The sequence below is a fragment of the Aurantimonas endophytica genome, from assembly GCF_014196845.1.
In the GTDB taxonomy this organism is placed as follows: domain Bacteria; phylum Pseudomonadota; class Alphaproteobacteria; order Rhizobiales; family Rhizobiaceae; genus Aurantimonas; species Aurantimonas endophytica.
On sequence record NZ_JACIEM010000004.1, the window covers coordinates 459,513 to 485,105 of the forward strand.

General features: G+C 67.7%; 32 protein-coding genes. 17 read left to right on the top strand and 15 right to left on the bottom strand.

What is annotated here, in order from left to right; genetic code table 11:
* Window positions 1–97 precede the first annotated feature (97 nt).
* The 3 genes from dapA (at window position 98) to GGR03_RS16630 (ending at window position 2,102) form a co-directional block, all read left to right on the top strand.
* Window positions 98–979: a 4-hydroxy-tetrahydrodipicolinate synthase gene (gene dapA, locus GGR03_RS16620; protein ID WP_183209865.1), complete on the top strand. Its 882-nt coding sequence runs from the start codon at window positions 98–100 to the stop codon at window positions 977–979.
* A gap of 85 nt (window positions 980–1,064) precedes the next feature.
* A complete protein-coding gene (gene smpB / locus GGR03_RS16625; RefSeq protein ID WP_183209866.1) occupies window positions 1,065–1,535 on the top strand; it encodes an SsrA-binding protein SmpB in 471 nt (156 codons plus the stop codon).
* 6 nt (window positions 1,536–1,541) lie between these two features.
* Window positions 1,542–2,102 (top strand): redoxin family protein, encoded by a 561-nt coding sequence (locus GGR03_RS16630; protein WP_252920284.1) that lies wholly within the window; start codon window positions 1,542–1,544, stop codon window positions 2,100–2,102.
* A 13-nt stretch (window positions 2,103–2,115) separates the two neighbouring features.
* On the opposite strand, the gene GGR03_RS16635 is transcribed toward GGR03_RS16630, so the two are convergent.
* Together GGR03_RS16635 and GGR03_RS16640 are read right to left on the bottom strand one after the other, a co-directional pair.
* Window positions 2,116–2,805 (bottom strand): uracil-DNA glycosylase, encoded by a 690-nt coding sequence (locus tag GGR03_RS16635; RefSeq protein WP_210292165.1) that lies wholly within the window; start codon window positions 2,803–2,805, stop codon window positions 2,116–2,118.
* A complete protein-coding gene (locus tag GGR03_RS16640; protein WP_183209867.1) occupies window positions 2,802–3,398 on the bottom strand; it encodes a LabA-like NYN domain-containing protein in 597 nt (198 codons plus the stop codon). The genes GGR03_RS16635 and GGR03_RS16640 overlap by 4 nt, the downstream gene beginning before the upstream one ends.
* 225 nt (window positions 3,399–3,623) lie before the next feature.
* Between GGR03_RS16640 and rpoZ the strand changes: the two genes are divergently transcribed.
* From rpoZ to recO, 8 genes are all read left to right on the top strand, one after another.
* Window positions 3,624–4,040: a DNA-directed RNA polymerase subunit omega gene (rpoZ, locus tag GGR03_RS16645; RefSeq protein WP_183209868.1), complete on the top strand. Its 417-nt coding sequence runs from the start codon at window positions 3,624–3,626 to the stop codon at window positions 4,038–4,040.
* Window positions 4,041–4,152: 112 nt separating this feature from the next.
* On the top strand, window positions 4,153–6,372 hold the full coding sequence (locus GGR03_RS16650) for a RelA/SpoT family protein (RefSeq protein WP_183209869.1): 2,220 nt from the start codon (window positions 4,153–4,155) through the stop codon (window positions 6,370–6,372).
* A 55-nt stretch (window positions 6,373–6,427) separates the two neighbouring features.
* Window positions 6,428–7,006: an orotate phosphoribosyltransferase gene (gene pyrE / locus GGR03_RS16655; RefSeq protein WP_183209870.1), complete on the top strand. Its 579-nt coding sequence runs from the start codon at window positions 6,428–6,430 to the stop codon at window positions 7,004–7,006.
* Window positions 7,007–7,118: 112 nt separating this feature from the next.
* Window positions 7,119–7,727 carry a DUF2062 domain-containing protein gene (locus tag GGR03_RS16660; RefSeq protein ID WP_183209871.1) on the top strand — a complete coding sequence of 203 codons (609 nt, stop codon included), beginning with the start codon at window positions 7,119–7,121 and terminating at the stop codon, window positions 7,725–7,727.
* 85 nt (window positions 7,728–7,812) lie between these two features.
* A complete protein-coding gene (lepB, locus tag GGR03_RS16665; RefSeq protein ID WP_183209872.1) occupies window positions 7,813–8,547 on the top strand; it encodes a signal peptidase I in 735 nt (244 codons plus the stop codon).
* Window positions 8,535–9,248, top strand: coding sequence for a ribonuclease III (gene rnc, locus GGR03_RS16670; RefSeq protein ID WP_183210080.1), 714 nt, complete (start codon window positions 8,535–8,537; stop codon window positions 9,246–9,248). Before lepB ends, rnc begins: the two co-directional genes overlap by 13 nt.
* Window positions 9,245–10,198 (top strand): GTPase Era, encoded by a 954-nt coding sequence (gene era / locus GGR03_RS16675; protein ID WP_183209873.1) that lies wholly within the window; start codon window positions 9,245–9,247, stop codon window positions 10,196–10,198. Before rnc ends, era begins: the two co-directional genes overlap by 4 nt.
* A gap of 44 nt (window positions 10,199–10,242) precedes the next feature.
* Window positions 10,243–10,980 (top strand): DNA repair protein RecO, encoded by a 738-nt coding sequence (gene recO / locus GGR03_RS16680; protein WP_183209874.1) that lies wholly within the window; start codon window positions 10,243–10,245, stop codon window positions 10,978–10,980.
* 9 nt (window positions 10,981–10,989) lie between these two features.
* Here the strand turns inward: recO and GGR03_RS16685 are convergent, their stop codons facing one another.
* Window positions 10,990–12,222 (bottom strand): MFS transporter, encoded by a 1,233-nt coding sequence (locus GGR03_RS16685; RefSeq protein ID WP_183209875.1) that lies wholly within the window; start codon window positions 12,220–12,222, stop codon window positions 10,990–10,992.
* Window positions 12,223–12,402: 180 nt separating this feature from the next.
* On the opposite strand from GGR03_RS16685, the gene panC reads away from it, so the two are divergent.
* Together panC and panB are read left to right on the top strand one after the other, a co-directional pair.
* Window positions 12,403–13,272 carry a pantoate--beta-alanine ligase gene (gene panC, locus GGR03_RS16690; RefSeq protein ID WP_183209876.1) on the top strand — a complete coding sequence of 290 codons (870 nt, stop codon included), beginning with the start codon at window positions 12,403–12,405 and terminating at the stop codon, window positions 13,270–13,272.
* Complete coding sequence (panB, locus tag GGR03_RS16695; RefSeq protein ID WP_183209877.1) at window positions 13,269–14,087, top strand: 3-methyl-2-oxobutanoate hydroxymethyltransferase; 819 nt, start codon at window positions 13,269–13,271, stop codon at window positions 14,085–14,087. The genes panC and panB overlap by 4 nt, the downstream gene beginning before the upstream one ends.
* Before the next feature lie 36 nt (window positions 14,088–14,123).
* Here panB and GGR03_RS16700 read toward each other — a convergent pair whose 3' ends face one another.
* The 5 genes from GGR03_RS16700 to ygfZ all read right to left on the bottom strand — a co-directional run bounded on the left by GGR03_RS16700 (window position 14,124) and on the right by ygfZ (window position 17,250).
* A complete protein-coding gene (locus GGR03_RS16700) occupies window positions 14,124–14,750 on the bottom strand; it encodes a hypothetical protein (protein ID WP_252920285.1) in 627 nt (208 codons plus the stop codon).
* The gene (locus tag GGR03_RS16705; RefSeq protein WP_183209878.1) at window positions 14,747–15,097 is read right to left on the bottom strand and encodes a type II toxin-antitoxin system Phd/YefM family antitoxin; all 351 of its coding nucleotides are present in this window, start codon (window positions 15,095–15,097) and stop codon (window positions 14,747–14,749) included. The genes GGR03_RS16700 and GGR03_RS16705 overlap by 4 nt, the downstream gene beginning before the upstream one ends.
* Before the next feature lie 97 nt (window positions 15,098–15,194).
* Entirely contained in the window at window positions 15,195–15,710 is a 516-nt protein-coding gene (locus GGR03_RS16710) for a tyrosine phosphatase family protein (RefSeq protein ID WP_183209879.1), read from the bottom strand.
* A 32-nt stretch (window positions 15,711–15,742) separates the two neighbouring features.
* A complete protein-coding gene (locus GGR03_RS16715) occupies window positions 15,743–16,387 on the bottom strand; it encodes a YfbR-like 5'-deoxynucleotidase (protein WP_183209880.1) in 645 nt (214 codons plus the stop codon).
* Entirely contained in the window at window positions 16,384–17,250 is an 867-nt protein-coding gene (gene ygfZ, locus GGR03_RS16720) for a CAF17-like 4Fe-4S cluster assembly/insertion protein YgfZ (protein WP_183209881.1), read from the bottom strand. Before ygfZ ends, GGR03_RS16715 begins: the two co-directional genes overlap by 4 nt.
* A 74-nt stretch (window positions 17,251–17,324) precedes the next feature.
* On the opposite strand from ygfZ, the gene GGR03_RS16725 reads away from it, so the two are divergent.
* Window positions 17,325–18,662 (top strand): dihydroorotase, encoded by a 1,338-nt coding sequence (locus tag GGR03_RS16725; protein WP_183209882.1) that lies wholly within the window; start codon window positions 17,325–17,327, stop codon window positions 18,660–18,662.
* A 38-nt stretch (window positions 18,663–18,700) separates the two neighbouring features.
* Window positions 18,701–19,237, top strand: coding sequence for an ankyrin repeat domain-containing protein (locus GGR03_RS16730; RefSeq protein ID WP_246368104.1), 537 nt, complete (start codon window positions 18,701–18,703; stop codon window positions 19,235–19,237).
* A gap of 9 nt (window positions 19,238–19,246) precedes the next feature.
* Here GGR03_RS16730 and GGR03_RS16735 read toward each other — a convergent pair whose 3' ends face one another.
* The 4 genes from GGR03_RS16735 to GGR03_RS16750 all read right to left on the bottom strand — a co-directional run bounded on the left by GGR03_RS16735 (window position 19,247) and on the right by GGR03_RS16750 (window position 21,488).
* Window positions 19,247–20,083, bottom strand: coding sequence for a hypothetical protein (locus GGR03_RS16735; protein WP_183209883.1), 837 nt, complete (start codon window positions 20,081–20,083; stop codon window positions 19,247–19,249).
* Between the two features lie 67 nt (window positions 20,084–20,150).
* Window positions 20,151–20,411, bottom strand: coding sequence for a hypothetical protein (locus GGR03_RS16740; protein ID WP_163043408.1), 261 nt, complete (start codon window positions 20,409–20,411; stop codon window positions 20,151–20,153).
* A gap of 104 nt (window positions 20,412–20,515) precedes the next feature.
* Window positions 20,516–20,962, bottom strand: coding sequence for a TIGR02301 family protein (locus GGR03_RS16745; protein ID WP_183209884.1), 447 nt, complete (start codon window positions 20,960–20,962; stop codon window positions 20,516–20,518).
* 97 nt (window positions 20,963–21,059) lie between these two features.
* Window positions 21,060–21,488 (bottom strand): NUDIX domain-containing protein, encoded by a 429-nt coding sequence (locus GGR03_RS16750; RefSeq protein ID WP_183209885.1) that lies wholly within the window; start codon window positions 21,486–21,488, stop codon window positions 21,060–21,062.
* 53 nt (window positions 21,489–21,541) lie between these two features.
* Here GGR03_RS16750 and GGR03_RS16755 point away from each other — a divergent pair, with 53 nt between their 5' ends.
* Window positions 21,542–22,300, top strand: coding sequence for an SOS response-associated peptidase (locus GGR03_RS16755; protein WP_183209886.1), 759 nt, complete (start codon window positions 21,542–21,544; stop codon window positions 22,298–22,300).
* 16 nt (window positions 22,301–22,316) lie between these two features.
* On the opposite strand, the gene GGR03_RS16760 is transcribed toward GGR03_RS16755, so the two are convergent.
* Window positions 22,317–22,499: a hypothetical protein gene (locus GGR03_RS16760; RefSeq protein WP_183209887.1), complete on the bottom strand. Its 183-nt coding sequence runs from the start codon at window positions 22,497–22,499 to the stop codon at window positions 22,317–22,319.
* A 397-nt stretch (window positions 22,500–22,896) separates the two neighbouring features.
* Between GGR03_RS16760 and cysS the strand changes: the two genes are divergently transcribed.
* Window positions 22,897–24,423, top strand: coding sequence for a cysteine--tRNA ligase (gene cysS, locus GGR03_RS16765; RefSeq protein WP_183209888.1), 1,527 nt, complete (start codon window positions 22,897–22,899; stop codon window positions 24,421–24,423).
* A gap of 389 nt (window positions 24,424–24,812) precedes the next feature.
* Here cysS and GGR03_RS16770 read toward each other — a convergent pair whose 3' ends face one another.
* Both GGR03_RS16770 and GGR03_RS16775 read right to left on the bottom strand, forming a co-directional pair.
* Complete coding sequence (locus GGR03_RS16770; RefSeq protein WP_343058843.1) at window positions 24,813–25,247, bottom strand: type II toxin-antitoxin system VapC family toxin; 435 nt, start codon at window positions 25,245–25,247, stop codon at window positions 24,813–24,815.
* Entirely contained in the window at window positions 25,229–25,474 is a 246-nt protein-coding gene (locus tag GGR03_RS16775) for a type II toxin-antitoxin system Phd/YefM family antitoxin (protein WP_183209890.1), read from the bottom strand. Before GGR03_RS16775 ends, GGR03_RS16770 begins: the two co-directional genes overlap by 19 nt.
* Between the last annotated feature and the right edge of the window lie 119 nt (window positions 25,475–25,593).

Sequence of the window (25,593 nt, forward strand, 5' to 3'; positions counted from 1 at the left end):
TGCCCGGAGACCGGGCGCTGCCGTGCCGGTCGCGGCCGGGAAGCAGGCGACAGCCGGATGGCGGCGCCTTCAGGCAAGTGTGGGAGTAGGGCAGGGCATGTTCAAGGGTTCGATTCCGGCGCTGGTCACGCCCTTCGCCGAAGACGGCTCGCTCGACGAGGCGGCGTTTCGCGCCTTCGTCGAATGGCAGATCGCCGAGGGCTCGTCGGGTCTGGTGCCGGTCGGCACGACCGGCGAGAGCCCGACGCTGACGCATGACGAGCACAAGCGCGTGGTCGAGCTCTGCGTCGAGACGACAGCCGGGCGCGTGCCGGTGATCGCCGGGGCAGGCTCCAACAACACCGCCGAATCGATTGATCTCGCGCGCTTTGCCGAGAAGGCCGGCGCGGACGGGCTGCTGGTGGTCACGCCCTATTACAACAAGCCGAACCAGAAGGGGCTCTACGCCCACTACGCCGCCGTGGCGAAGGCCGTGTCGCTGCCGATCCTGATCTACAACATCCCCGGGCGCTCGGTGATCGACATGACGCCGGAGACGATGGGCCGGCTCGCCGCGGACTTTTCCAACATCGTCGGCGTCAAGGATGCGACGGCCAAGCCGGATCGTGTGTCGGAGCAGCGCATCACCTGCGGCAAGGACTTCATCCAGCTTTCCGGCGAGGATGCGACGGCGCTCGGCTTCAACGCCCATGGCGGCCATGGCTGCATCTCGGTCACCGCCAACGTCGCGCCGCGTCTCTGCGCCGACATGCAGGCGGCCTGCGGCGCTGGCGACTACACCGCGGCGCTCGCCATCCAGGACCGGCTAATGCCGCTGCACAAGGCGCTGTTCATCGAGCCGAACCCGACCGGCGTGAAGTATGCCCTGTCGCAGCTCGGCAAGGTCGCGAACCGGCTGCGCTCGCCGCTGGTGCCGATCGACCGGGACACCGAGCAGGCGATCGACGCCGCGCTCCGCCATGCCGGCCTGGTCAATTGAAATCCGGCCGTCCGGGCGCATCTTAGGGCGATCAGGACACGGCAGACGGTAAAGGCACGGGCGGCACCACGCCCGGGGGAATTTGATGGCGAAGAAGAAGGCGGAGGGCTCGAACGTCGCGGCGGAGAACCGCAAGGCCCGCTACAATTACGAGATCATCGATACGCTGGAAGCGGGCATCATGCTCTCCGGCACCGAGGTGAAGGCGCTGCGCGCCGGCAAGGCCTCGATCGCGGAGGCCTATGCGACGGAGGAGGGCGGCGAGCTGTGGCTGATCAACTCCAACCTGCCGGAATATCTGCAGGCGAACCGCTTCAACCATGAGCCCAAGCGCCGGCGGAAGCTCCTGGTCCATCGCACCCAGCTCAACCGGCTGGCCGGCGCCGTGCAGCGCGACGGCATGACGCTCGTGCCGCTCAGGATCTATTTCAACGACAAGGGCCGCGCCAAGCTCCTGCTGGCATTGGCCAAGGGCAAGAACGCGCCGGACAAGCGCCAGACCATCAAGGAGCGCGACTGGGCCCGCCAGAAGCAGCGCATCATGAAGGAGGGGTGAGGCGAGGTGGCCGACTACCTGAGGCTGCCAGAGGGGCTTGCCCCACCGGCCGATGATGGCGGCGCGAACCATCTCGCCGGCATGGCCATGCCGAGCCTCGTGCTGCCCGCCAGCGACGGCGGTGCGGTTGACCTGTCCACGCTCGAAGGCCGCGTCGTCCTCTATGTCTATCCGGCGACCGGCAAGCCCGGCGCGAAGCTGCCGGAGGGCTGGGACGCGTTTCCGGGCGCCCGCGGCTGCACGCCGCAGAGCTGCAGCTTCCGCGATCACCATGCCGAGTTGCAGGCGCTTGGCGTTGCATCCGTCTATGGAATCTCCGCCCAGCCTGTCGCCGATCAGGCCGAGGCGGCGGAGCGCCTGCATCTGCCGTTCCTGCTGCTTTCGGACGAGGCCGGCGCCCTGCGCCAGGCGCTCGATCTGCCGTGGTTCAATCTCGGCGGCACGCTGTATCTGAAGCGCATGGCGCTGATCGTCGAGGACCGTCGGATCGCGAAGGTCTTCTACCCGGTCTTCCCGCCGGACCGGAGCGCCGCGGACGTGGTCGCCTTCCTCTCCGCCGGTCGCTGACCGGCGAACATGGTCAGCCGGGTTGCCGACCGAGAAACGCCGCGACCTTGTCGAATACGTCGACGAACATTGCCTCGGTGAGGCGGCCGGTATTCGTATTGTAGCGCGAGCAGTGATAGCTCGAGATCACCTGCAGGCCGCCGACCGCATGCGACGCGCCGTGGCCGAAGGGCGCGGCCGCGAGCCGAGCGCCGAGCGTGCGGACGGTCGAATCATGCGCGATCCGGCCGAGCGTCACGATGCAGCGAAGATTGGGAAACTCGGCCAGCGTCGCCTCCAGGAAGCGCCGGCAGGCGGCGATCTCGGCACCGACCGGCTTGTTCTCGGGCGGCACGCAGCGCACCGAGTTGGTGATAGCGGTGCGGAAGAGTTCCAGCCCGTCGTCGGTGCGCGCGGCAAAACGATCGTTGGCAAAGCCGAAGCGCGAAAGCGTCGCGTAGAGCAGGTCGCCGGCATAGTCACCGGTGAACGGGCGGCCGGTGCGGTTGGCGCCCCGCAGCCCCGGCGCGAGGCCGACCACCAGCAGTTCCACCGCCTCGCGACCGCCGACCGGCAGGAATGTCGGCACCGGCGCATTGTGCCAGAGCGGCTCGCGCGCCCGCCATTCCTGGCGGAAGGCAACCAGCCGCGGGCAGATCGGGCAGTCGCGGCCGGGCTCCGGCCTCTCGGAAGCCGTGGCGATCGTCGAAGGGCGAGGGGTCAATAGTCGTCGTCGCTCTCGGCCGCCTCGACGGCTTCGGCACGGCGCGCCAGCCGCGCCTCGCGCTCGGCCGGGGTGCGGCCGATCTCGGCGCGCAGCGTGCTCAGCTCGATGAAATGGTCGGCCTGGCGCCGCAGATCATCGGCGATCATCGGCGGGTTGGTCTGGAGCGTCGAGATCACCGAGACCTTGCGGCCGCGCCGCTGCAGCGCCTCGACCAGCGAGCGGAAATCGCCGTCGCCGGAAAACAGCACGAAGTGATCCACGGTGTCGGACAGTTCCATGGCATCGACGGCGAGCTCGATGTCCATGTTGCCCTTGACCTTGCGGCGCCCGGCGGAGTCGATGAATTCCTTCGCCGGCTTGGTGACGACGCGGTAGCCGTTATAGTCCAGCCAGTCGATCAGCGGCCGGATTGAGGAGTACTCCGAATCCTCGACCAGCGCCGTGTAGTAGTAGGCCCGCAGGACGTAGCCTTGGGACTGGAAATGCGCCAGCATCCGGCGGTAGTCGATGTCGAAGCCGAGGCCCCGCGACGTCGCGTAGAGATTGGCGCCGTCGATGAACAGCGCGATCTTTTCCCTCTCGTCGAACATCGATCCAAGCTTTCATTGCAGGTGGTGGTAGAGTGATCAGTGGTTGGCGCAGCGCGCCGGCGCTGCCCGTGATGCCCCGTTCGGCGCGACCATAGGCCGGGCGTGGATCGTTGCCAACCGGAGCCGGCGCGCAGGAATACGGCGAAGAGAGCTTGTACCGCGGCGCCGAAAAGTCTATGTCGGCGGCTTCATCTGTGAGATTTTTCGTTCAGTCAGGAGACAGGCATGGCCCGCGTCACCGTAGAAGATTGCGTCGACAAGGTCGAGAACCGCTTCGAGCTGGTTCTCCTGGCCAGCCATCGCGCGCGCCAGATCGCCCAGGGACAGCAGATCACGATCGATCGCGACAACGACAAGAACCCCGTCGTTGCCTTGCGCGAGATTGCCGACGAGACGCTGTCGCCCGGCGATCTGAAGGAAGATCTGATCCACTCGCTGCAGAAGCACGTCGAGGTGGACGAGCCGGAACCGGCGCCGGCACCGGCATCGGCCGAGATGCGCGGCATCACGAACGAGTCGCAGGCTGGCAAGGCCACTGCGGCCGGCGACGACGACGCGGTTACGTTCGACCACATGTCGGAAGACGAGCTGCTTGCCGGCATCGAAGGCCTGGTGCCGCCCGAGAAGACCGACGATTTTTGATCCGATTGTCCGCCCGGCCCTTTCGGTGCGGGCCCGGACAACCCTATATTGAGGGGCGTCGCCGTGTTCAGCGGGGCGCCCCTCTCCGTTTGCAGATTGTCTCCATAAGTCAATGATGCGGCAATACGAACTCGTCGAGAAGGTCGCCGCCTACAAGCCCGACCTCGACGAAGCGCTACTCAATCGCGCCTATGTCTACGCCATGCAGAAGCATGGCACGCAGAAGCGTGCGAGCGGCGACCCGTATTTCTCGCATCCGCTGGAAGTCGCGGCGATCCTCACCGAGATGCATCTCGACGAGGCGACGGTCGCTGTGGCGCTGCTCCACGACACGATCGAGGACACCGACGCCACCCGCAAGGAGATCGACCAGCTCTTCGGCCCGACGATCGGCCATCTGGTCGAGGGCCTGACCAAGCTGAAGCGGCTCGACCTCGTCTCCAAGCGCGCCGCGCAGGCCGAGAACCTGCGCAAGCTGCTGCTGGCGATCGCCGACGACGTTCGGGTGCTGCTCGTCAAGCTGGCCGACCGGCTGCACAACATGCGCACGCTCGGCCACATGGCGCCGGACAAGCGCGCCCGCATCGCCCAGGAGACGATGGACATCTATGCCCCGCTCGCCGGGCGCATGGGCATGCAGGACATGCGCGAGGAGCTGGAAGACCTCGCCTTCCGCTACATCAACATCGAGGCCTATGAGACGATCACGGCGCGGCTCGCCGAGCTGAACGCCCACCACGCCGACCGCATCGCCAGCATCGAGCAGGACCTTGCGGCCCTGCTGGCGGAAAGCGGCATCAAGGCCAAGGTCACCGGCCGCCAGAAGAAGCCCTATTCGGTGTTCTCGAAGATGCAGCGCAAGGCGCTGTCGCTCGAACAGCTGTCGGACATCTTCGGCTTCCGTGTGCTCGTGGAGACCGAGGAGGAGTGCTACCGCACGCTCGGCATCGTCCACCGGACCTGGCCGATGGTGCCGGGCCGGTTCAAGGACTACATCTCGACGCCGAAGCAGAACGACTACCGCTCGATCCACACCACCATCGTCGGGCCGTCCCGCCAGCGCGTCGAGCTGCAGATCCGCACGCATCTCATGCACGATATCGCCGAATACGGCGTGGCGGCGCACTCGCTTTACAAGGACGCCGAGGATGTCGAGGCGAAGGTCCATCTGTCGAAGGACTCCAACGCCTATGCCTGGCTGCGGCGGACCATCCAGCTGCTGGCCGAAGGCGACACGTCCGAGGAATTCCTCGAGCATACCAAGCTCGAGCTGTTCCAGGACCAGGTCTTCTGCTTCACCCCGAAGGGGCGCCTGATCGCGCTGCCGCGCGGCGCGACGCCCATCGACTTCGCCTATGCGGTCCATACCGATGTCGGGGACACCTGCGTCGGCTGCAAGATCGACGGCCGGATCATGCCGGTGGTCACCGAACTCGCCAATGGCGACGAGGTGGAGATCATCCGCGCCAAGGGCGCGACGCCGCCGCAGGCCTGGGAGAGCATCGCGGTCACCGGCAAGGCCCGCTCGGCCATCAGGCGCTCCGCGAGAGCCTCGATCCGCCGGCAATATTCCGGCCTCGGCCAGCAGATCCTCGATCGCACTTTCTCGCGGCAGGGCAAGCATTTCTCCCGCGACCAGCTGAAACCGCTGCTCGGCAAGCTCGGCCATCGCGAGGTCGAGGACGCGCTTGCGGCGGTGGGGCGTGGCGAGCTCAATTCGTCCGACGTGCTCAAGGCGGCTTTCCCGGATTTCCAGGACAGCCGCGTCACCCGCCGCCGGCCCCGCCGCGAGGAGGAAGGCTGGTTCAACCTGCGCACCGCCGCCGGCATGATCTTCCGGGTGCCGGGACGGGCCAAGTCCAAGGCCCGCAAGGAAGAAGCCGGTGCAATCCCCATTCGCGGCGTCGGCGACGACATGCCGGTGCGCTTCGGGCCGGACGGCGCCGTGCCGGGAGACCGGATCGTCGGCATCATCGAGCCGGGGCAGGGGATCACTATCTATCCGATCCAGTCGCCGGCGCTGACCGCCTATGACGAGGAGCCGGATCGCTGGGTGGACGTGCGCTGGGACATCGATTCCGAGCTGAAGGCGCGCTTTCCCGCCCGCATCACCATCTCCGCCCTCAACGAGCCGGGCTCGCTCGCGGAGATCGCCGAGACGATCGCGGCCAACGACGCCAATATCCACAACCTCTCGATGGTCGCGACCGCCACCGATTTCACCAAGATGGTGCTCGAGCTCGAGGTCTGGGACGTCCAGCACCTCAACCGGACGCTGAAACAGCTGCGCGCCAAGCCTTGCGTTTCCGAGGTGGTGCGGGTCAACGGTTGAGCCTGCCGCCCGGCCGTCGTATCGAGCGTCGGACGGGCAATGCGGAGCAGCGAACATGACGAACGAAGAGGTCCTGGCGATCTTCCGGGAGGCCGGGGCGGTCTTGGAGGGACATTTCATCCTGACCTCCGGCCTGCGCAGCCCGACCTTCCTGCAGAAGGCGCGGGTGTTCATGCATCCGCATCTGACCGAGCGTCTCTGCAAGGCGCTGGCCGAGCGCATCCGCGAGGAAGTGACGCCGCCGATCGACTACGTCGTCGGCCCGGCTGTCGGCGGACTGATCCCGGCCTACGAAACCTCGCGGCATCTGGGCGCCCCGGCGATCTGGGTCGAGCGCGAGGCAGGTACCTTCAAGCTCCGGCGCTTCGACGTGGCGCCCGGGGACCGGGTCGTCATCGTCGAGGACATCGTCACCACCGGCCTGTCGATCCGCGAGACCGTCGCCTGCATGCGGGACCTCGGCGCGGAAGTGCTGGCTGCCGCCTGCATCATCGACCGCTCGGCCGGCGCGGTCGATGTCGGGGTGCCGCTGATCGCGCTGGCCGAATATGCCGTGCCGGCCTATCCCGCCGACGCGCTGCCGCCCGAGCTCGCCGCAATTCCGCCGGTCAAACCGGGTAGCCGCACGCTATGAACCGGCAAGGCGGCTCTGCTTCCGGTCCTGAAGTCTTCTCCCCTCGGAACGATCCGGTATAGGGTTCGCTCAAGGTCGCCAGCAGCCACAGCAGACGAGGAATGCGAGCACAATGTTGTTCAGGCGTCGCCAGCCGCAGAACCTCGCATCGAGGATTCGCACGATCGTGTGGCCGCGGCGCTCCTACGCACGTTCCTTCGAGTATTTCCGCAAGCGCGTGCTGCGGCTGAACGCGACGCCGCATGCGATCGCGGCGGGATTTGCCGCCGGCGTCTTCGCATCCTTCACGCCGCTGATCGGATTCCATTTCCTGCTGGCCTTCGCCATTGCCTACATCGTCGCCGGCAACATGGCGGCGGCAGCCCTTGGAACGGCGGTCGGCAACCCGATCACCTTTCCGTTCATCTGGGGGCTGACCTACGAGGTCGGCCAGTTCGTGCTGCGGTCCGATCCGATCACCGGGACGGCACCGCGTGGGCTCGGCGCCGCCCTCGTGCACATGGATATCGCGTCGATCTGGACGCCCTTCGTCAAACCGATGCTGCTCGGGTCGCTGCCGGTGGGGCTGGCGGCGGGCGCGCTCGGCTACGGGCTCGTCTACTCGGCGGCGCGCAGCTTCCAGAAGCATCGTGCCCGGCGCATCCTCGCCCGGCGGCAGCCGCAATCGATCGCCCGCCTCGACGCGGCGACGGCGATGAGCCGGGGCTCCGGCGAAGTTTAACGGCGCGCGGATTGCCCCAATGGGGGGGAGCCGATAGAAGGCGCGATGCGGCGGGGCCGCGTTCAGGTGCGACGAAGGGCGAAAAATGGTCGAGCAGGCCGAACGGCGGGAACAGGGCGGCTTCGGCGAGACCGTGAAGGTCATCGTCCAGGCGCTGATCCTCGCGCTGGTGATCCGGACCTTCCTGTTCCAGCCCTTCTCGATCCCTTCGGGCTCGATGATGCCGACGCTGCTCGTCGGCGACTATCTGTTCGTCTCCAAATGGAGCTACGGCTACTCGCGCTATTCCATGCCGCTGTCGCCCGACCTGTTCGACGGGCGGATCCTCGGCTCGGATCCCGAGCGCGGCGACGTCGTGGTGTTCCGCAAGCCGCGCGAGGAAGACACCGACTACATCAAGCGCCTCGTCGGCCTGCCGGGCGACCGGCTGCAGATGCGCGAGGGCATCCTGTTCATCAACGGTCAGGCGGTGCCGCGCGAGGCGGTCGAGGATTTCGTCGCCGAGGACGGGACGCGCGTGCCGCAATATCGCGAGACGCTGCCGAACGGCGTTTCCTACATGACGCTCGATCTCAGCCCGAACTCCGCCGGCGACAACACGCGCGAATTCGTGGTACCCGACGGGCATTACTTCATGATGGGCGACAATCGCGACAACTCGCTGGATAGCCGCTTCGACGTCGGCTACGTGCCGTTCGAGAACCTGGTCGGCAAGGCCCAGATGATCTTCTTCTCGATCGAGGGAGACGTCTCGCCGCTGGAGATCTGGCAGTGGCCGACGGAACTGCGCCCGAGCCGCATCACGACATGGCTAAGCTGACGGCGGACCGGCCGCTCGACGAACTCGAAGCCCGCATCGGCATACGCTTCTCGGATCGCACGCGGCTCGAGCGAGCGCTGACCCATTCGAGCCTGCGTCCGGCAAGCGGCGGCAACGGGCGCAGCTACGAGCGGCTGGAGTTTCTCGGCGACCGGGTGCTCGGTCTGGTGATCGCCGAGAAGCTGTTCGCGATGTTTCCGCAGGCCGACGAGGGCGAATTATCGCTGCGGCTGAACGCGCTGGTGAGCGCGGAGACCTGCGCCAAGGTGGCGGACGAGATCGGGCTTTATGATTTCATCCGTCACGGCGGCGACCTGAAGAAGCTCAAGGGGGCTCGCACCAAGAGCATCCGGGCCGACCTCGTCGAATCGCTGATCGCCGCCATCTATCTGGGGGAAGGCCTCGACGCTGCGCGCGGCTTCATCGTCCGGCACTGGGCGGGACGCCTCGACGAGGCGGTGGAAGCCCGCCGCGATCCGAAGACCGCGCTGCAGGAATGGGCTCATACACGCGGCCCGATCACGCCGCGCTACGATATTGTCGAGCGCACCGGGCCGGATCATGATCCGCTGTTCACCGTCCGGGTGAGCGTGGAAGGCATCGAACCCGCGGACGGGAGCGGCCGGTCGAAGCGGCTGGCCGAACAGGAAGCCGCCACGGCGGTGCTCATCCGCGAATCTGTCTGGAAGGACACGAATTGACCAACGAATCGGACCGGCCGGAGGGCGAGGCTGTATCAGCCCCGGCGGCGGAACTGGCGCCGACGCGCTCGGGCTTCGTTGCGCTGCTCGGCGCGCCGAATGCCGGCAAGTCGACGCTGGTCAACCAGCTGGTCGGCACCAAGGTATCGATCGTCACCCACAAGGTGCAGACGACAAGAGCCATCGTGCGCGGCATCGCCATGCGCGACCGCACCCAGATCGTCTTCGTCGACACGCCCGGCGTCTTCGCGCCGAAGCGCCGGCTCGACCGGGCGATGGTCAAGACCGCCTGGACCGGCGCCAAGGACGCCGACATCGTGCTCGCCATCGTCGATGCCGAGCGCGGCCTCAGCGAGGATGTCGAGACGATCCTCGACCGGGTGCAGCACGTGCCGCAGACCAAGGTGCTGCTGCTCAACAAGGTCGACCGCATCAAGCGCGAGAAGCTGCTCGGCCTCACCGAGACGATCACCAGCCGCGTCGACTTCGCCAAGGTATTCATGATCTCGGCGCTGACCGGCTCGGGCTGCGACGACCTGATCGACTGGATCGCCAAGACGCTGCCCGAGGGTCCCTGGTACTATCCCGAGGACCAGATCACCGATTTGCCGCTGCGCCAGCTCGCCGCCGAGATCACCCGCGAGAAGCTGTATCTGCGTCTGCACCAGGAACTTCCCTATTCCTCGCATGTCGAGACGGAATTGTGGGAGACCCGCAAGGACGGCTCGGTGCGGATCGAGCAGACGATCTATGTCGAGCGCGACAGCCAGAAGCGCATCGTCATCGGCCACAACGGCGAGACGATCAAGGCGATCGGCCAGGCGGCGCGCAAGGAGATCATGGAGGCGGCCGACCAGACCGTGCACCTCTTCCTCTTCGTGAAGGTGCGCGAGAACTGGGGCGACGATCCGGAACGCTACCGCGAGATCGGCCTGGACTTCTCCAGCTGAGCCAAGAGAGGCGCCGGCGGATGGCGCGAGAGAACTGACCCGGCATGGAATGGCGTGAGGAAGCGATCGTGCTCGGCGTCAAGCGCCACGGCGAGACCAGCGTCATCGCCGAGGTGATGACGCGCGAGCGCGGCCGCCATCTCGGCCTCGTGCGGGGCGGGCGCTCGCGCAAGCAGCAGCCGGTGCTGCAGCCGGGAAATTCCGTCGAGGTGCACTGGCGGGCCCGGCTCGACGAGCACATGGGCACGTTCGTGCTCGAGCCGGTGGCCCTGCGCGCGGCGCGGCTGATGGAGGACGGCGTCGGGCTGAACGGCATCCAGCTCGTTGCGGCGCATCTGCGGCTGCTCGCCGAGCGCGACCCGCATCCGCGGCTCTATGACGGGCTGATGGTGATCGTCGATCATCTCGACACGCCCGACAAGGCGGCGGAGCTGATGCTGCGCTTCGAGATCGCGCTGCTTGAGGAGCTCGGCTTCGGCCTCGACCTCGAGCGCTGTGCCGCCACCGGCCAGCGCGACGACCTCGCCTATGTCTCGCCGAAGACCGGCCGTGCGGTCAGCCGCGATGCCGGCGCGCCCTGGCACGACAAGCTGCTGCCGCTGCCCGCGTTTCTCTCCCGCCAGGACACCGGGGCCGATGCGGCGAGCCTCGCCGATGCCTATCGGATGACCGGCTATTTCCTCGCCCGCCACGTCTTCGAGCCGCGCGGCATCGCCGAGCCCGCCTCGCGCGGCAGCTTTCTCGCCGCCATCGACAAGAGCCGGGCGAAACTCCTTCCGTAAGGCGGAAGCTCAGGCCGGCGCCAGCACGCCGCGCTCCACCGGGGCTTCGCGGATCGGCCAGTGGACGATCGCCGCGAACAGTCCGAGCGCCACGCCCAGCCACCAGACGACGTCGTAGGAGCCGTAGACTTCGTAGAGATAGCCGCCCAGCCAGACGCCGAGGAACGAGCCGATCTGGTGCGACAGGAAGACCAGACCGCCCAGCATGCCGAGATAGCGCGTGCCGAACATGATCGCGACGAGGGCGTTGGTCGGCGGCACGGTCGACAGCCACAACAGGCCCATGACGATCGAGAAGACGACGATGGTGGTCGGCGTGATCGGCGTCAGCAGGAAGGCCGTCACCGCGATCGAACGACCGATATAGATCAGCGCCAGGAAATGCGGCTTGGAATAGCGCTGGCCGATCAGGCCGGAGCTGATCGAGCCGATGATGTTGAAGAAGCCGATCAGCGCCAGCGCCGTCACCGCCCAGACCGGGGCGACGCCGACATCGGCGATGAAGGCCGGGAAATGCGCTGTGATGAACGCCACCTGGAAGCCGCAGACGAAGAAGCCGGTGGTCAGCAGCAGATAGCCCTTGGTGGCGAAGGCCTCGCGCAATGCAGCGCCCATGGTCTGCGCCATCTCGACCCGCGCGGCCCCGGCGCTCGCGGCGTTGCCACGCAGCGCATAGGCGAGCAGCGGCACGAGCAGCATCATCGCCGACAGGATCATGAGCGAATCCGACCAGCCATAGCTGTCGATCAGCGCCTGGCTGAGCGGCGCGAAGACGAACATGCCGGCCGATCCCGCGGCCGTGCCGAGGCCGAAGACGAAGGAGCGCTGCTCGGCCGAAACCCTGCGGGCGAAGGCCGCCAGCACGATGCCGAAGGAGCCGGCGGCGACGCCGAGCCCGACCAGAACGCCGGAGCCGATCACCAGCCAGAACGGCGTCGGCGCGACGGCGGTGATGGCGAGGCCCGCGGCGTAGAGGACGCCCGAGAGCACCAGCACGCGGGCGGTGCCGAACCTGTCGGCGATGGCGCCGAACAGCGGCTGGCCGAGGCCCCAGAAGAGGTTCTGCAGGGCGATGGCGAGAGCGAAATCCTCGCGGCTCCAGCCGTTGTCGGCCAGCATCGGAATCTGGAAGAAGCCGATCGCCGAGCGCGGCCCGAAAGTCAGGAGCGCGATCACGCAACCGGCTGAGATCGCCAGCCATGGCGCCGAGACGGTGCCTCTCGATCGCGTTGCCGCGTCCATGATGATTCTCCCCGCGTATGTTGATGCCATCCTATCGCCGCCGCGTGCGGTGCGACAACGCCTTGTGCTGATCGCAGGGATCAGCGCCGCGAATGGATCGCCGGGGTCGATGATCAGGAAAACCGTTCCCCGATGGCCGGCGGATGGTCTAGACAGCGCCAGGCCGAACGGGAGGACGCCTTGCAACGAATCGACCAGATCGCCGCACTACGCGCGGCGCTTGCGCCCATGCGGCGGGCCGGCGAGACGATCGGCCTGGTGCCGACCATGGGCTATCTGCATGACGGGCACCTGGCGCTGGTGGAACGCGCCTGTGCCGAGTGCGACCGCGTCGTGGTGACGATCTTCGTTAACCCGACGCAGTTCGCCCCCGGCGAGGACCTCGACGCCTATCCGCGCGATCTCGCCGGCGACCTGGAGCGGCTGTCGGCCTATCCGGTCGATTTCGTCTTCGCGCCGACGGTAAGCGAGATGTATCCCGAGCCGATGCAGGCCTTCGTCGCGGCCGAGCCGCTCGGCGACATACTGATCGGCGAGCAGCGGCCCGGGCATTTCCGCGGCGTCGCGACGGTGGTGACAAAGCTGTTCAACATCGTCCAGCCGGACCGGGCCTATTTCGGCGAGAAGGATTTCCAGCAGCTGGCGGTGATCCGCCGCATGGTTGCGGATCTCGCCATGGCCGTCGAGATCGTCGCGGTGCCGACGGTGCGCGAGGCGGACGGGCTGGCGCTGTCGTCGCGCAACGTGCGGCTGTCGCCGGAGGATCGCGCGGCCGCCGCCGTGCTGGCGCGGGCGCTGGACGAGGGCGCGGCGATGATCGGCGCCGGGGAGGGCGACCCGGATAGGGTGCTGGCGGCGATGCGGGCGACCATCGAGGCCGAGCCACGAGCGAATCTACGCTCGCTCGATCTGCGCGACCCGGCGACGCTGGCGCCGGTTACGCGCATCGGCGCGCGGCCGGTGGTGATGCTGGTGACGGCGAATTTCGGCGACGTGCTGCTGATCGACCAGCGCGTCGTCGAGGGAAATGACAAGGGAGTGACGCCATGAGTGCCGAGATCCGCAAGAAGCGGCTGACCGCGCCGGACATCAGGGCCCGCAAGGGCGCGACGCCCGTGGTCGCGGTCACCGCCTACAACGCCGTGATGGCGCGGCTGGTCGACCCCTATGTTGAGATCATCCTGGTCGGCGACAGCCTCGCCATGGTCGAGCACGGCATGGAGTCGACGCTCGGCGTCTCGCTGGAGCTGATGATCGCCCATGGCCGCGCCGTGATGGCCGGTGCGCCGGCGGCGCTGGTCGTCGTCGACCTGCCCTTCGGCAGCTACGAGGCCGGCCCGGCCGAGGCGTTCCGCACGGCGGCCCGCGTGATGGCCGAGACCGGCTGCGGCGCGGTGAAGCTCGAGGGCGGCGCCCACATGGCCGAGACCATCGCGTTTCTCGCCGAACGCGGCGTTCCGGTGATGGCGCATGTCGGGCTGACGCCGCAGGCGATGAACGCGCTCGGCGGCTTCAGGACGCAGGGCCATGACGAAGAGGGCCGCGCGGCGATCCTCGCCGATGCCCGCTCCGTCAGCGACGCCGGCGCCTTCGCCGTGGTGCTGGAAGGCATCGTCGAGCCGCTGGCCGTCGAGATCACCGCCGCCATCGCCGCCCCGACGATCGGCATCGGCGCAGCGGCAGCCTGCGACGGCCAGATCCTCGTGCTCGAAGACATGCTCGGCCTCACCGAACGCCCGCCCCGCTTCGTCAAGCGCTACGCCGAGTTGGGCGCGGCGGTGGAGAAGGCGGTCGGGGATTATGCGGAGGAGGTCAGGAGCCGGGCGTTCCCGGGGCCGGAGCATGTGTACAAGCCACGGGGGTGAGGGGCGAAGTTGCGCTCTCCGACTTCGGTCTGAACCTCAGGGGCCCATCCGGACGAAGACGGGGTCTTCCTCCGCGCCCTCGTCAGCGGTTTCGTCTGTCGCCAGCCTGATGGCCTGCCAGGCGGTGTCGGCGCCGCGAACGCCGAAGTCCTCGTCCATCCAGCGAATGAAGGTCCGCGTCCCCATCATCGTAAGGTCTGCGCGAACGGCCCTGACGGCATCGCGTGCGTCACGGTCGTCGACGATGACGATGATCTCTTCACCCAGCAGAAGCGCCTGCTTCAACACCTGGACGGCTGCAAGGAGGCTTCGTTCGCCACGGTCGTTCCACGATGGACGCAGATCGTCCGGCTTCCCAGCGCGCTCCCAGAGTCGCATTTCGCGGTCATATCGTGCGCCTTCGGCAGTCGCCAGGATTGTGAGCCTGGCGCGGTTCTTCGTCAGCCAGGCGCCGACATAGGTACGCGTCACGCGCCGCTGGTCTTTGCCTTCGCCGGGCTCGCGGGTGGCTTCTGCGACAACCATGTCGGTGATCGTCACCGCGCATCCCGGCTCGAACAGCCAGTCCAAGGCCTCGATGCACCCCAGCAGCGATAGCGGCGTGTTGTCCATAATCAGGAAGCGCGGGGTCCTGATATCGGAAGCGTCGGGACGGTCGATCACGGAACTCTTCGCCCGACCTTCTGGCGCACGGCGGCAAGTTCCGCTTCGACCGCGGCGTCGTTCGTCCCAGCCAGGGCATCGTCCGCCATTTGCCGGGCGGCGGTCCGGAAGTCCGTGACATCGTAGCCGAGCGGATCCGGAACATGCCGGACGGTGACCGCGCTGCGGGCAAGCAAGGATGGCGGCACGGCCTCCTTCGCGATGCGCTTCAGCCGGCAGAATTCCTCCACCGACAGCATGACGTTCCGCGGCTTGCCATGGGAAGTGATCACGGCGCCCTCGCGGGAGGCGGCCCGCTGAACGTCGCCGGTCTGTTTCTGAAGGTCGATCGACGTGAAAGCCTGCATGCGAGCCTCCTGATCTGAAGACGTATTATACGTCTTTCAGCATCCGGCGACAACGCGCTAACAGCGGTCGCTTCGCTTCAGCCCGTTATCGCGCCCCTCACAACACCAGCGGCAGCACGAAGGGCGTGCCGGAATACGCCTCTTCCCCGCGGCCGATCGAGCGGATCGCGTCGACCATGCGGCCGCCGCGGCCGAGGCGGTCGTCGGCGAAGGCGACGAGGCGGGCGTTGGGGGTGGCGGAGGGCGCGCGACGGCGCAGCTCTTCCGCGAGGGCCTGTTCGTCGAGGTCGGGGTTGATCGCCATCGCGGTGATGTAGGCGGCGGCGGTGGAGCGGCTGATCCCGGCGAAGCAGTGGATCGCCAGCGGCTTCTCGCGGTTCCAGCGTGCGCCGAATTCCAGCAGCTGGTCGATGTGGTGCACCGCCGGCGCGGTCATGCCGTCGATCTCCTCGACGATGTCGTTGAAGCCGAGGAAGAGATGCCGGTCCGCCGCGATCGACGGAGGGCGGGGCACCGGCGTATCGGCATTGATCAGCGTCACGAGGTCGAGCGCGCCGTGGTCGGCGACGGTCGTGTGAAGTTCGGCGAGGGAGGAAACGACGAGATAGGTCATGGGCTCACACTATGGGTCGCGACGGGCCGAAGTCATCCCCGCAAGGCGGCGCGTGCGACATCGTGTGCGCCGGCCCGACACTCTGCGTCGAGCGCGGCGAAGCGGGCGAGGAAGGCTTTTTCGGTGGCGGCGATCGGCACGGGCGTGAAGGCGGCGGGCTCGACCAGCTCGGCGGCCGGCCTGCCAAAGAAGGTTGCGGCTTCCTTGGCCGCGAAGCCCGCCAGCAGGACCGCCTCGTGATAGGCCGAGACGCGGTCGGCGGCCTTGATCGCCTTCTCCACACCGGCGGGCAGGGACGGCGGCAGGCCGAAGCGGAGATTCACCGCCGCCTGCAGGCGCTGCTCCACAAGCTTGTAGTCGCCGCCCATGACGCTCTTGAAGGGCGAGATCATGTCGCCGATGACGTATTCCGGCGCGTCGTGCAGGAGGGCGGCGAGGCACCAGCGCGGCTCGGCGCCGCTGGCGGCCACCAGCGTCTCGACGATCAGCGAATGCTGGGCGACCGAGAAGGCATGGTCGCCGCGCGTCTGGCCGTTCCAGCGGGCAACGCGCGCCAGCCCATGGGCGATGTCCTCGATCTCGACGTCGAGCGGCGAGGGATCGAGCAGGTCGAGCCGGCGGCCGGACAGCATGCGCTGCCAGACCCGGGCGGGCTTGCTCCCCGCCGTGCGGCTCATTCGGCGTCTCCGGCGGCGTCGGCCGTTGTGCCCGCAGCAACGGGTTCTGGCAGCGCGAAGCCGGCCCAGGGCGGCACGGTCGCGGTGACGCTGACGCCGTCCGCCGTCAGCTCGGCATCCGCCACCAGCGCGTCGGCCAGCTTGTCGATGCGGATCAGCGCGAAGCCGTCGCAGCCGGACGCCGAGAGCACCGTGCCGATCGTCCGGCCACCGGCTTCGATGTTCACCCCGGGGGTCAGGTGCCCGTCGGCCTCGACCAGCATCAGCCGGCGCCGCGCCGTGCCGCGGTGCTGCATGCGCGAGACGACTTCCTGGCCGACGAAGCAGCCCTTCTTGAAGGAGACGCCGCCATTCTGGTCGAGCAGCACGTCGTGCGGGAAGACTTCAGAACCGGGATAGTCGGTATCCGATTCGGCGATGCCGGCGCGGATCCGCAGCCGCTCGAAATCGGCCGGCTCCGCCTCGGCGGCGCCCTCCGGTGGGGCGCCGTAGACGCGCCAGACAGGATCGGGAAAGCGCTGGTCGCGCAATGCGTCGACTGCATCGAGGTCCTCGTCCCAGACCGCGTAGATGGGCTCGTCGCCGGGCTCGATCGCCACCTTGGTGCGCAGCCGGTAGAGCGCGAGACGCTTGGCGAAAGCCTCGACGGCCGCTTTGGCAATATCCAGCCGGAAGCCGCCCGGCACCCGCCCGATGAGGAACTCGAACAGGATCTTGCCCTGCGGCGTGAGCAGCGCGGAGGGACGCATCTCGCCTTCGGCCAGGCTGTCGAGATCGGCAGTGACCAGCGTCTGCAGGAAATGTTCGGCGGGCTCGCCGGTGACGAGGAGGGTGGCGCGATCCGCGAGGCGGGCGACGGGCATGGGGCAGCTCGCTTGTGTGACCAGGCGCATTTACGTAAGCCGGGCGCGCCGGCGGAACAAGCGGAGAGACGACGATGGCGACAACCTACGACACGCTGCTGACCGGCGGGACGGTGGTAAACCAGGATGGCGCGGGGATTCGCGACATCGGCATCAGCGGCGGGCGCATCGTCGCGATCGGGTCGCTGGACCCCGCATCGGCCGGCGCGGTCGTCGACTGCACTGGGCTGCACATCCTGCCGGGCGTGATCGACAGCCAGGTGCATTTCCGCGAGCCGGGCGCCGAGCACAAGGAGGATCTGGAGACCGGATCGCGCGCCGCGGTGCTGGGCGGCGTCACCTGCGTCTTCGAGATGCCGAACACCGACCCGCTGACCACCAGCGAGGCGGCGCTCGCCGACAAGGTCCGGCGCGGCAGCAAGCGCATGCATTGCGACTTCGCCTTCTGGGTCGGCGGCACGCGCGACAATGTCGCCGACATCCGCGAGCTCGAGCGCCTGCCGGGCGCCGCCGGCATCAAGGTGTTCATGGGCTCTTCCACCGGTTCGCTGCTGGTCGAGGACGACGACGGCGTGCGCGAGATCCTGTCGGCGACCCGCCGCCGTGCCGCCTTCCATTCCGAGGACGAGTTCCGCCTGCGCGAGCGCGCCGGGCTGAGGGTTGCCGGCGATCCTTCCTCGCACCCGGTCTGGCGCGACGAGATCGCGGCGCTGCGCTGCACCGAGCGGCTGGTCGCCATCGCCGAGGAGACCGGCGCGCGCATCCACGTGCTGCACATCTCGACGGCAGAGGAGATCGACTTTCTCGCCGCCCACAAGCGCAACGCCACCTGCGAGGCGACTCCGCATCATCTGACACTGACCGCCGACGACTATGCCAACCTCGGCACCAAGCTGCAGATGAACCCGCCGGTGCGCGAGTCCCGCCACCGCGACGGCGTCTGGCGCGGTATCGCGGCGGGCGTCGTCGACGTGCTCGGCTCCGACCACGCCCCGCACACGCTGGAGGAGAAGGCGAAGCCTTATCCTCAGTCGCCGTCGGGCATGACCGGCGTGCAGACGCTGGTGCCGATCATGCTCGACCATGTCGCCAACGGCCGGCTGAGTCTCGCGCGCTTCGTCGACCTCACCTCGGCCGGCCCGCAGCGCATCTTCGGCCTCGCCGGCAAGGGCCGCATCGCGCTCGGCTACGACGCCGACCTCACCATCGTCGACCTGAAGCGGGAATCCACGATCACGAACGACTGGATCGGCTCGCGCGCGCAGTGGACGCCCTATGACGGCAGGCGGGTCACCGGCTGGCCGGTCGGCACCTTCGTGCGCGGCAACCGCGTCATGTGGGAGGGCGAGATCGTCGAGGGCGGTGAGGGCCAGCCGGCGGAATTCGTCGAGACGCTGGCGCCGCTGCGCTGAGACGCCGGCGACCGGCATCAGTTTCCGAGGAGCATTCGATGACCGACGACGACGCTATGGATCCCGCCGCGATCGAGGAAGCCACACAGGCGCTGGCAGCCAGGGTCTTCGATGCCGCCCGCAACGGCGACAGCGAAGCGATGACGGCGTTCCTCGACCAGGGCCTGCCGGCGAATTTCCGCAACGACAAGGGCGACAGCCTGCTGATGCTGGCGAGCTATCACGGCCATGTGGCGCTGACCGAGCTGCTGCTGACGCGCGGCGCCGATCCGGAGCTGGTCAACGATCGCGGCCAGACGCCGCTGGCAGGCGCCGCGTTCAAGGGAGAGGCCGAGATCGCCCGGCTGCTGCTGGATCATGGCGCCAAGGTCGACGGGGCTGGCCCGGACGGGCGCACGCCGCTGATGATGGCGGCTATGTTCAACCGCACGGAGCTCGTCGACTGCCTGCTGGAGCGTGGGGCCGACATTGCCGCCCGCACCCCGGAAGGCACGACGGCGCGTGATGCTGCGGCGGTGATGGGCGCGGCGGACGCGATCGCGCTGCTCGACGCGCGGCTGGCCGGATCAGCCTAGCGGCAAACGTCAGTCGCCGCTGACGAAGAACGCCAGGCGGCCATCCGGCGTGATGCCGAGCCGGTAGAAATTGTAGCCGCCGAAATCCAGCATTCCCTGGTAGTCCCCGGCGGTCACAAGCTCGAAAAGCTCGACCTTCTGCGGCGCCGTCAGATCCTCGAGATGAACCTGGGTGAAATACGGCCAGACGAAAATCTCGTTCGGCGCGTTCGGCTCGACGCGGGCATGGCCGGCCTCGAGGATCTCCAGCATGATCGCCAGCGTCTCGACGCCGTCGCCGTCGCCGGAGCTGGCCTTGAGAAACTCGATCGGGTCGTCGATGGTCGGGCCGAAGCTGAGCACCGTGCCGTCCTCGCCGGTTTCGATATAGGGCCGCAGACGCTCGATCTCGCCGCTGCGCGCGATCTCGATCAGCCTGGACCGCAGGTCGCGCACCGGGCGCGGCAGGGACTCCTCCCCATAGGCGATGTCGGCGGCCAGTGGCTCGGCAGCTGCGGCGCCATCGCGGAACGGCGTCGGAGCGGTTTCGTCGCTGGTGGCGGGACGCTGGTCCGGCTGCGCATCATCCCCCTCGGCGGGGGCCGCAGCGTCGTCCGCTTCATCGGCGGGCGACAGCGGCACCTCGCCGGCGTCGGTGCCTTCGTGCACGGGAGATGACGGAAGCTGCGAAGGCGTGGTCGCAGGCGCGGCCCCCGGGAGCGGCGGCAGCGGCACGGCGATGATCCCCTCCCGGGAATCCGAGCGTCCCTCGCCGGGATCGATCCGCGAGAAGGCGGCAACGGGAGTTGCCGCGGCAAATACCGGCAGGACAAGAGCGATCGTCAGGACGAAGTTGGTACGGCGCACAGGCGTCAGCACCTTCAGAGGGCGGCTGCCGGCACGGCCGGCATGGGGGACGAAAACGGGCGGGCGATTACTGGATGGTCCGGTCCGAGCGGAATTCGCCGAACTCGATTCGCTGGCGCAGCGACTCGACCATCGTCAACACGTCGTCTTCGCCGTGCAGGCGGATCAGCTCGGTCAGCGCGGTGGTGATCGCGGTCTCGGCGAGGATCTCCGCCTCGATTCCGTCGGAGATGCCGTCGGCCCAGGCTTCGTTATGGTACTCGAACGCGACCTGCTTCTTCTCGGCCTGGATCAGCTCTTCCAGCTCGGCCCCGTGCAAATCGATCATCTGAACCCCTCAATTGCAGCCTTTCGGCTTCACGTCCCGTTAAGGTCCCTAGCACGATCCGGGCGCGAAAATCGTCGCACTCTTCCGAAATCGTTAACCCCACCTTAATTCCCGTACCTGACGCCGATCTCGCGCGCCAGCGCGGCGCCCTCGCTCTGATACCTGCTCACCGCCACCTGCGCTGCCGGCGTACAGTGCCGGTAGGTCGATTCGAATGCCCGATAGCCGCTGTTGAAGCTGGCCACGAGACGCCGGCGGTCCGCCTCGTTCGGCGCCTGCGCGACGATCAGCTCCTGCATCTTGACCCGCCAGAGATCCGCCTCGGCGTCCCCGCAGAGCCGGCGCAGGAAGTGCATCGAGCCCAGGATCGCGGCGAGACGGCCCATCGGCCGCATGTAGGGCGCGTCGCTCGGCAGCACCGCCGCCGTTTCCTCGGCGGCCGGAGCCTCGGCTTCCGCCGCCGGCGTCTCCGTCTGCGCCGCCGCCGTCCCGACCGGGCCAAGGACCACGGATGCCAGGACGAGCGCAGTGATGAGGGGGCGAACGCACATGCGAAAACTTTCCGATTTCGTTAACGCTTATGCAAGCGCCGGACGGCTCGAGCGCGAGATATGGTGCGCCATGCGCTCTTCCCGCAACAGCCGTAAATCAGTGAATGAGCGTGGCGTTGACGGCCTTCTCGACGATCTCCCCGAGGCCCGGCGTGGTGCGCTGGACACGTTCGGCGTCTTCGATCTCGTCGAGGGTGAGGAGATGCAGCCGCGCCGCGTCGTCCCCGGCCTGCGGCACGGATTCGAACGGCAGGGCCCCGGCGAAGACCGCGATCACGGCATGGAACTGCCCGCCGATCGCCTCGTGCAGCGTGACGAAGCGCAGCGGCCCGGTCGTCAGCCCCGTCTCCTCGGCCATCTCGCGCCGCGCCGCCACCTCCAGCCGCTCGCCGAAGTCGACGCCGCCGCCCGGCAGGCTCAGCCGCCCCGCGTAAGGGTCGCGGCGGCGCTCCACCAGGAGGATCCGGCCGGCGCGCGACAGGCAAACCGAAACGCCGAGCAGCGGGCGGGTGGGGCGATCGAGCATAGGATACCTCTGACGATTGACTTCCGGTGCCGGCTGCGGCTCAAACGCTGTCCATGTGCGGACGCTTCACCCTGACGGCTCCACCCGATGCGGTCGCCGAGCTGCTGGCCCTCATCGATCTGGACCCATATCCGCCGCGTTACAACATCGCGCCGACCCAGCCGATCCTGATCGCGATCGGCGGCGAGGCGGAGCGGCCCGGCGCCAACCGGCCGAACCGCAGGGCGCTGCTGGCGAGATGGGGGCTGATCCCCGGCTGGGTCAAGGACGTGAAGAGCTTTCCGCTGCTGATCAATGCGCGAGCCGAGACCGCGGCGGACAAGAACGCCTTCCGCGGTGCCATGCGCTATCGCCGCTGCCTCGTTCCCGCGTCCGGCTTCTACGAGTGGCGGCGGCAGGGCAAGGCGAAGTCCGAGCCGCATTTCCTGAAACCTGCCGACGGCCGGCCCTTCGCCTTCGCCGGACTGATGGAGACCTGGCACGGCCCCGACGGCGGCGAGATCGACACCGCCGCGATCCTGACCACGGCGGCCTCGGGCCGTATAGCGGCGATCCACGACCGGACGCCGATCGTGGTGGATCAGGACGACTACGCGCGCTGGCTGGATTGCCGGGACTACGACCCGGCAGCGGTGGCGGACATTCTGGCACCGCCGGAAGACGGTTTCTTCGACATCGTCCGGATATCCGACCGCGTTAACAAGGTCGCCAATACCGGGCCCGACGTGCAGGCGCCGCTCGATGAAACCGCCGAAGCCCCGCCGGCGGCAGCGACCCCGCCGGACGGCGAGGCGCAGGGCAGCCTGTTCTAAGGGCGCAGGCGGCCGATTACTCCGCCGGGATCATCGCCGGAAAGGTCTCGTCGCGCTGCAGCTTCGGCGCCTTGGCCTTCAGCCAGGACTGGCTGGCGGCGGCGATGGCCGGGATGCCGATGGCGCGATAGTTCTTGGCAAGATCGACCTCCTGCTCGCGTTCGCGCTTCGATTTGAACTCAACACTCTTGGTAATCATGGCCATGGGTCCGTGGGCTGCTGGGAGGATGATCCGGCACTGCGATTGCGCCAGATTATGGGCAGAAGCGATTACGGAACTGACGCCGCTAAGCCGTTGTGTCGCTAAGCGGATTGGCGTTGCATTCCTGTCACATCGCCGGGGGTCGCCACGGGCACGAATTTTTGCCGGCTCACCATTTTGCGGAGATTTCGTGCAAAGGCCCGCCGCAAGCACGTCATGGCTCGCGGGAATCACACTTGCGAGAGCGGACCCGCGCATTTGTCAGGCGGCCCGTTTGGCGCTAGCCAGAGCCCGCTGGCGGGTGAGGGCGTCATGGCGACGACGCCACCACGGCAGCAGTTGAACGAGGCAGTGCGCCCCGACGGCGCGCGGCACAGACGATCGAGGCAGACCGATGGATGACGGCTTTCGCGGCCTGACGCTCTGGAACACGATGACGCGGCGCAAGGAGGAATTCCGCCCGCTCGCCTGGCAGGATTCCGGCATAGCCGAGGCTGACCGGCGGGTGCGCCTGTATGTCTGCGGGCCGACCGTCTACGACTTCGCCCATATCGGCAACGCCCGCCCGGTCATCGTCTTCGACGTGCTGTTCCGGCTGCTGCGCCACCTCTATGGCGACGAGGCCGTCACCTATGTGCGCAACATCACCGACGTCGACGACAAGATCAACGCGCGGGCGGCGCGCGACTATCCCGACCTGCCGCTGAACGCCGCGATCGCGGCAGTGACCGCGAAGACCGCCGAGCAGTTCCATGAAGACGTCGCCGCACTCGGCTGCCTTCCGCCCACCGTCGAGCCGCGCGCCACCGACTACGTCGCCGGCCGGGCCGACGGGCAGGACATGGTCGCGATGATCGCCACGCTGATCGAGAAGGGCCACGCCTACCAGGCCGGCGGCGAGGTGCTGTTCGACGTCACCTCGATGCCGGACTACGGCAGGCTCTCCAACCGCAAGCTCGACGAGCAGCGCGCCGGCGCGCGGGTGGCCGTCGACAGCCACAAGCGCAATCCCGGCGACTTCGTGCTGTGGAAGCTGTCGGCCGAGAACGAGCCGGGCTGGGATTCGCCCTGGGGCCGCGGCCGGCCGGGCTGGCACATCGAGTGCTCGGTGATGAGCGGGGCGCTGCTCGGCGAGGAGTTCGACATCCACGGCGGCGGGCTCGACCTGATCTTCCCGCACCACGAGAACGAGATCGCCCAGTCGCGCTGCGCCCACGGCACCGACACGATGGCGCAGATCTGGATGCACAACGGCTACCTGCAGGTCGAAGGCCGCAAGATGTCGAAGTCGGACGGCAATTTCGTCACCATCCACGACCTGCTGCACACGGAGAATTTCGGCGGGCGGAAGTGGCCGGGCGAAGTGCTGCGCCTGGCAATGCTGATGACGCATTACCGCGAGCCGATCGATTTTTCCGTGAAGCGGCTGGAGGAGGCGGAAGCCATCCTGACGCGTTGGCGCCGGATCGCCGCCGAGGAAGGGGCTGCGGCGACGGCTGCGGACCCGGCATTTATGCGAGTCTTGGCTGACGATCTGGATTTCGGCGGCGCGCTGCAGGTCGTGCATGCGCTGTTCAATCAGGGGCGATGGGCGGAGCCGGGTGCCACGACTGACGCGAGCGCCGGTTCATTCGGATTCGGTCAGGACTCCAGCGGGCTCGTCGCGGACGATCAAAGGCAGGTCGGGGCCTCTGCCGCTTTGGCGTGCCTGGCACTCGTCGGCATCGATCTCGTCGTTTCCAACGCGGTATCGGACGACGTCCGGGCGATCATCGACAAGCGCCTCGAGCTCCTGCGCGCCAAGAACTTCGCCGCAGCCGACCGCATCCGCGACGATTTGTTGGGGCAGGGTATCCAGCTGAAGGACGGCAAGGACCCCGAAACCGGCGAGCGCATCACGACCTGGGAAGTGAAACGCTAAAATCGCCAGATGCCGCAGCGGGAAACGGGGCGGCTATCCCCGACCTCCCCTCTCGGCGTCATCCCCGGGCTTGACCCGGGGACCCATTCCTCCGCGTTGACCCGGGCATGCCGCGCGAGAAAGGGCGGTTCTCCGGCACCGTCGAGCTGCAGAACCGGCCCGCTCCGCCACCGTCGGTGAACGGCCTATCCATCCCATGGACGTCATCCTCGGGCCCCGTCCCGAGAATCCAGTCAGCGCCGTTCACGCTGCGGGCGGCGACGTGCCTCTCTGCCACGCATGCGCCGTTGCCGGTGGGACAAGAGCTCACGGTTGAGCTCCGCTGGGGAAACGCGGGGAAGAGAGACGGTACCCGCACCTCGCCACGGCGGCGACGCTGTTGCGCCCGCCTAGAGCGTTGCGTCGATTGCCTGCACGTGGCCCTGGGCGCCATAGGCAAGGATGGCTCGGTCGGCGGTCAGAAGGGGCATGTCATGGCACCTGGCCGTGGCGACGATCAGACGGTCGGACGGATCGCTGTGGAACGAGCCCGGCAAGCTCACGCTGTCTACCGCGACACGGGCATCCAAGGCGAGGAGTCGCATCCCACCGTCGCCGAGCAGCCAGGCGAACCATCTGCCGAGATCCTGGCCGACGCTGAGGCGGCCCTTGGAGACGAGCATCGCGATTTCCCAGAGCGTCATGGCAGCGATGCCGGCCGCGCCACTGCCTGAACCCCACTCCGCCTCTATTCGCGCTCTCGTCTTTGGCCCCATCCGTGTATCGCCGTTCAGGTACCAAACGAGGCAATGCGTATCGAGCAAGCTCAACGAAGCGCTTCCCAATCCGAGGGATCCGCCGCCGGTTCGATCAGGTCGTCAGCGTAATGGATCGTACCCTTCATCGAGCCGAACAGCGATGGACGGGGACTGTCCGTCTCTGCCGGCACCAGCCGCGCTACTGGCTTGCCATGGCGGGTGACGATCACCGGTTCGCCGCTGGCGTTCATCGCGTCGATCAGCTTGAGGCAGTCGGCCTTGAACTGGGTCGCCGTCACTGTCTTGTCGACCATGTCCATCCTCATGGAAAGTGTACAGAAAATATAGCCATTTTCAGCCATGGCGGCAAGTTCGGCGGACTGAGACGAATTGAGGCCAGCCGGCTCCCGTGCAAAATCCGGCTATCCGCCCT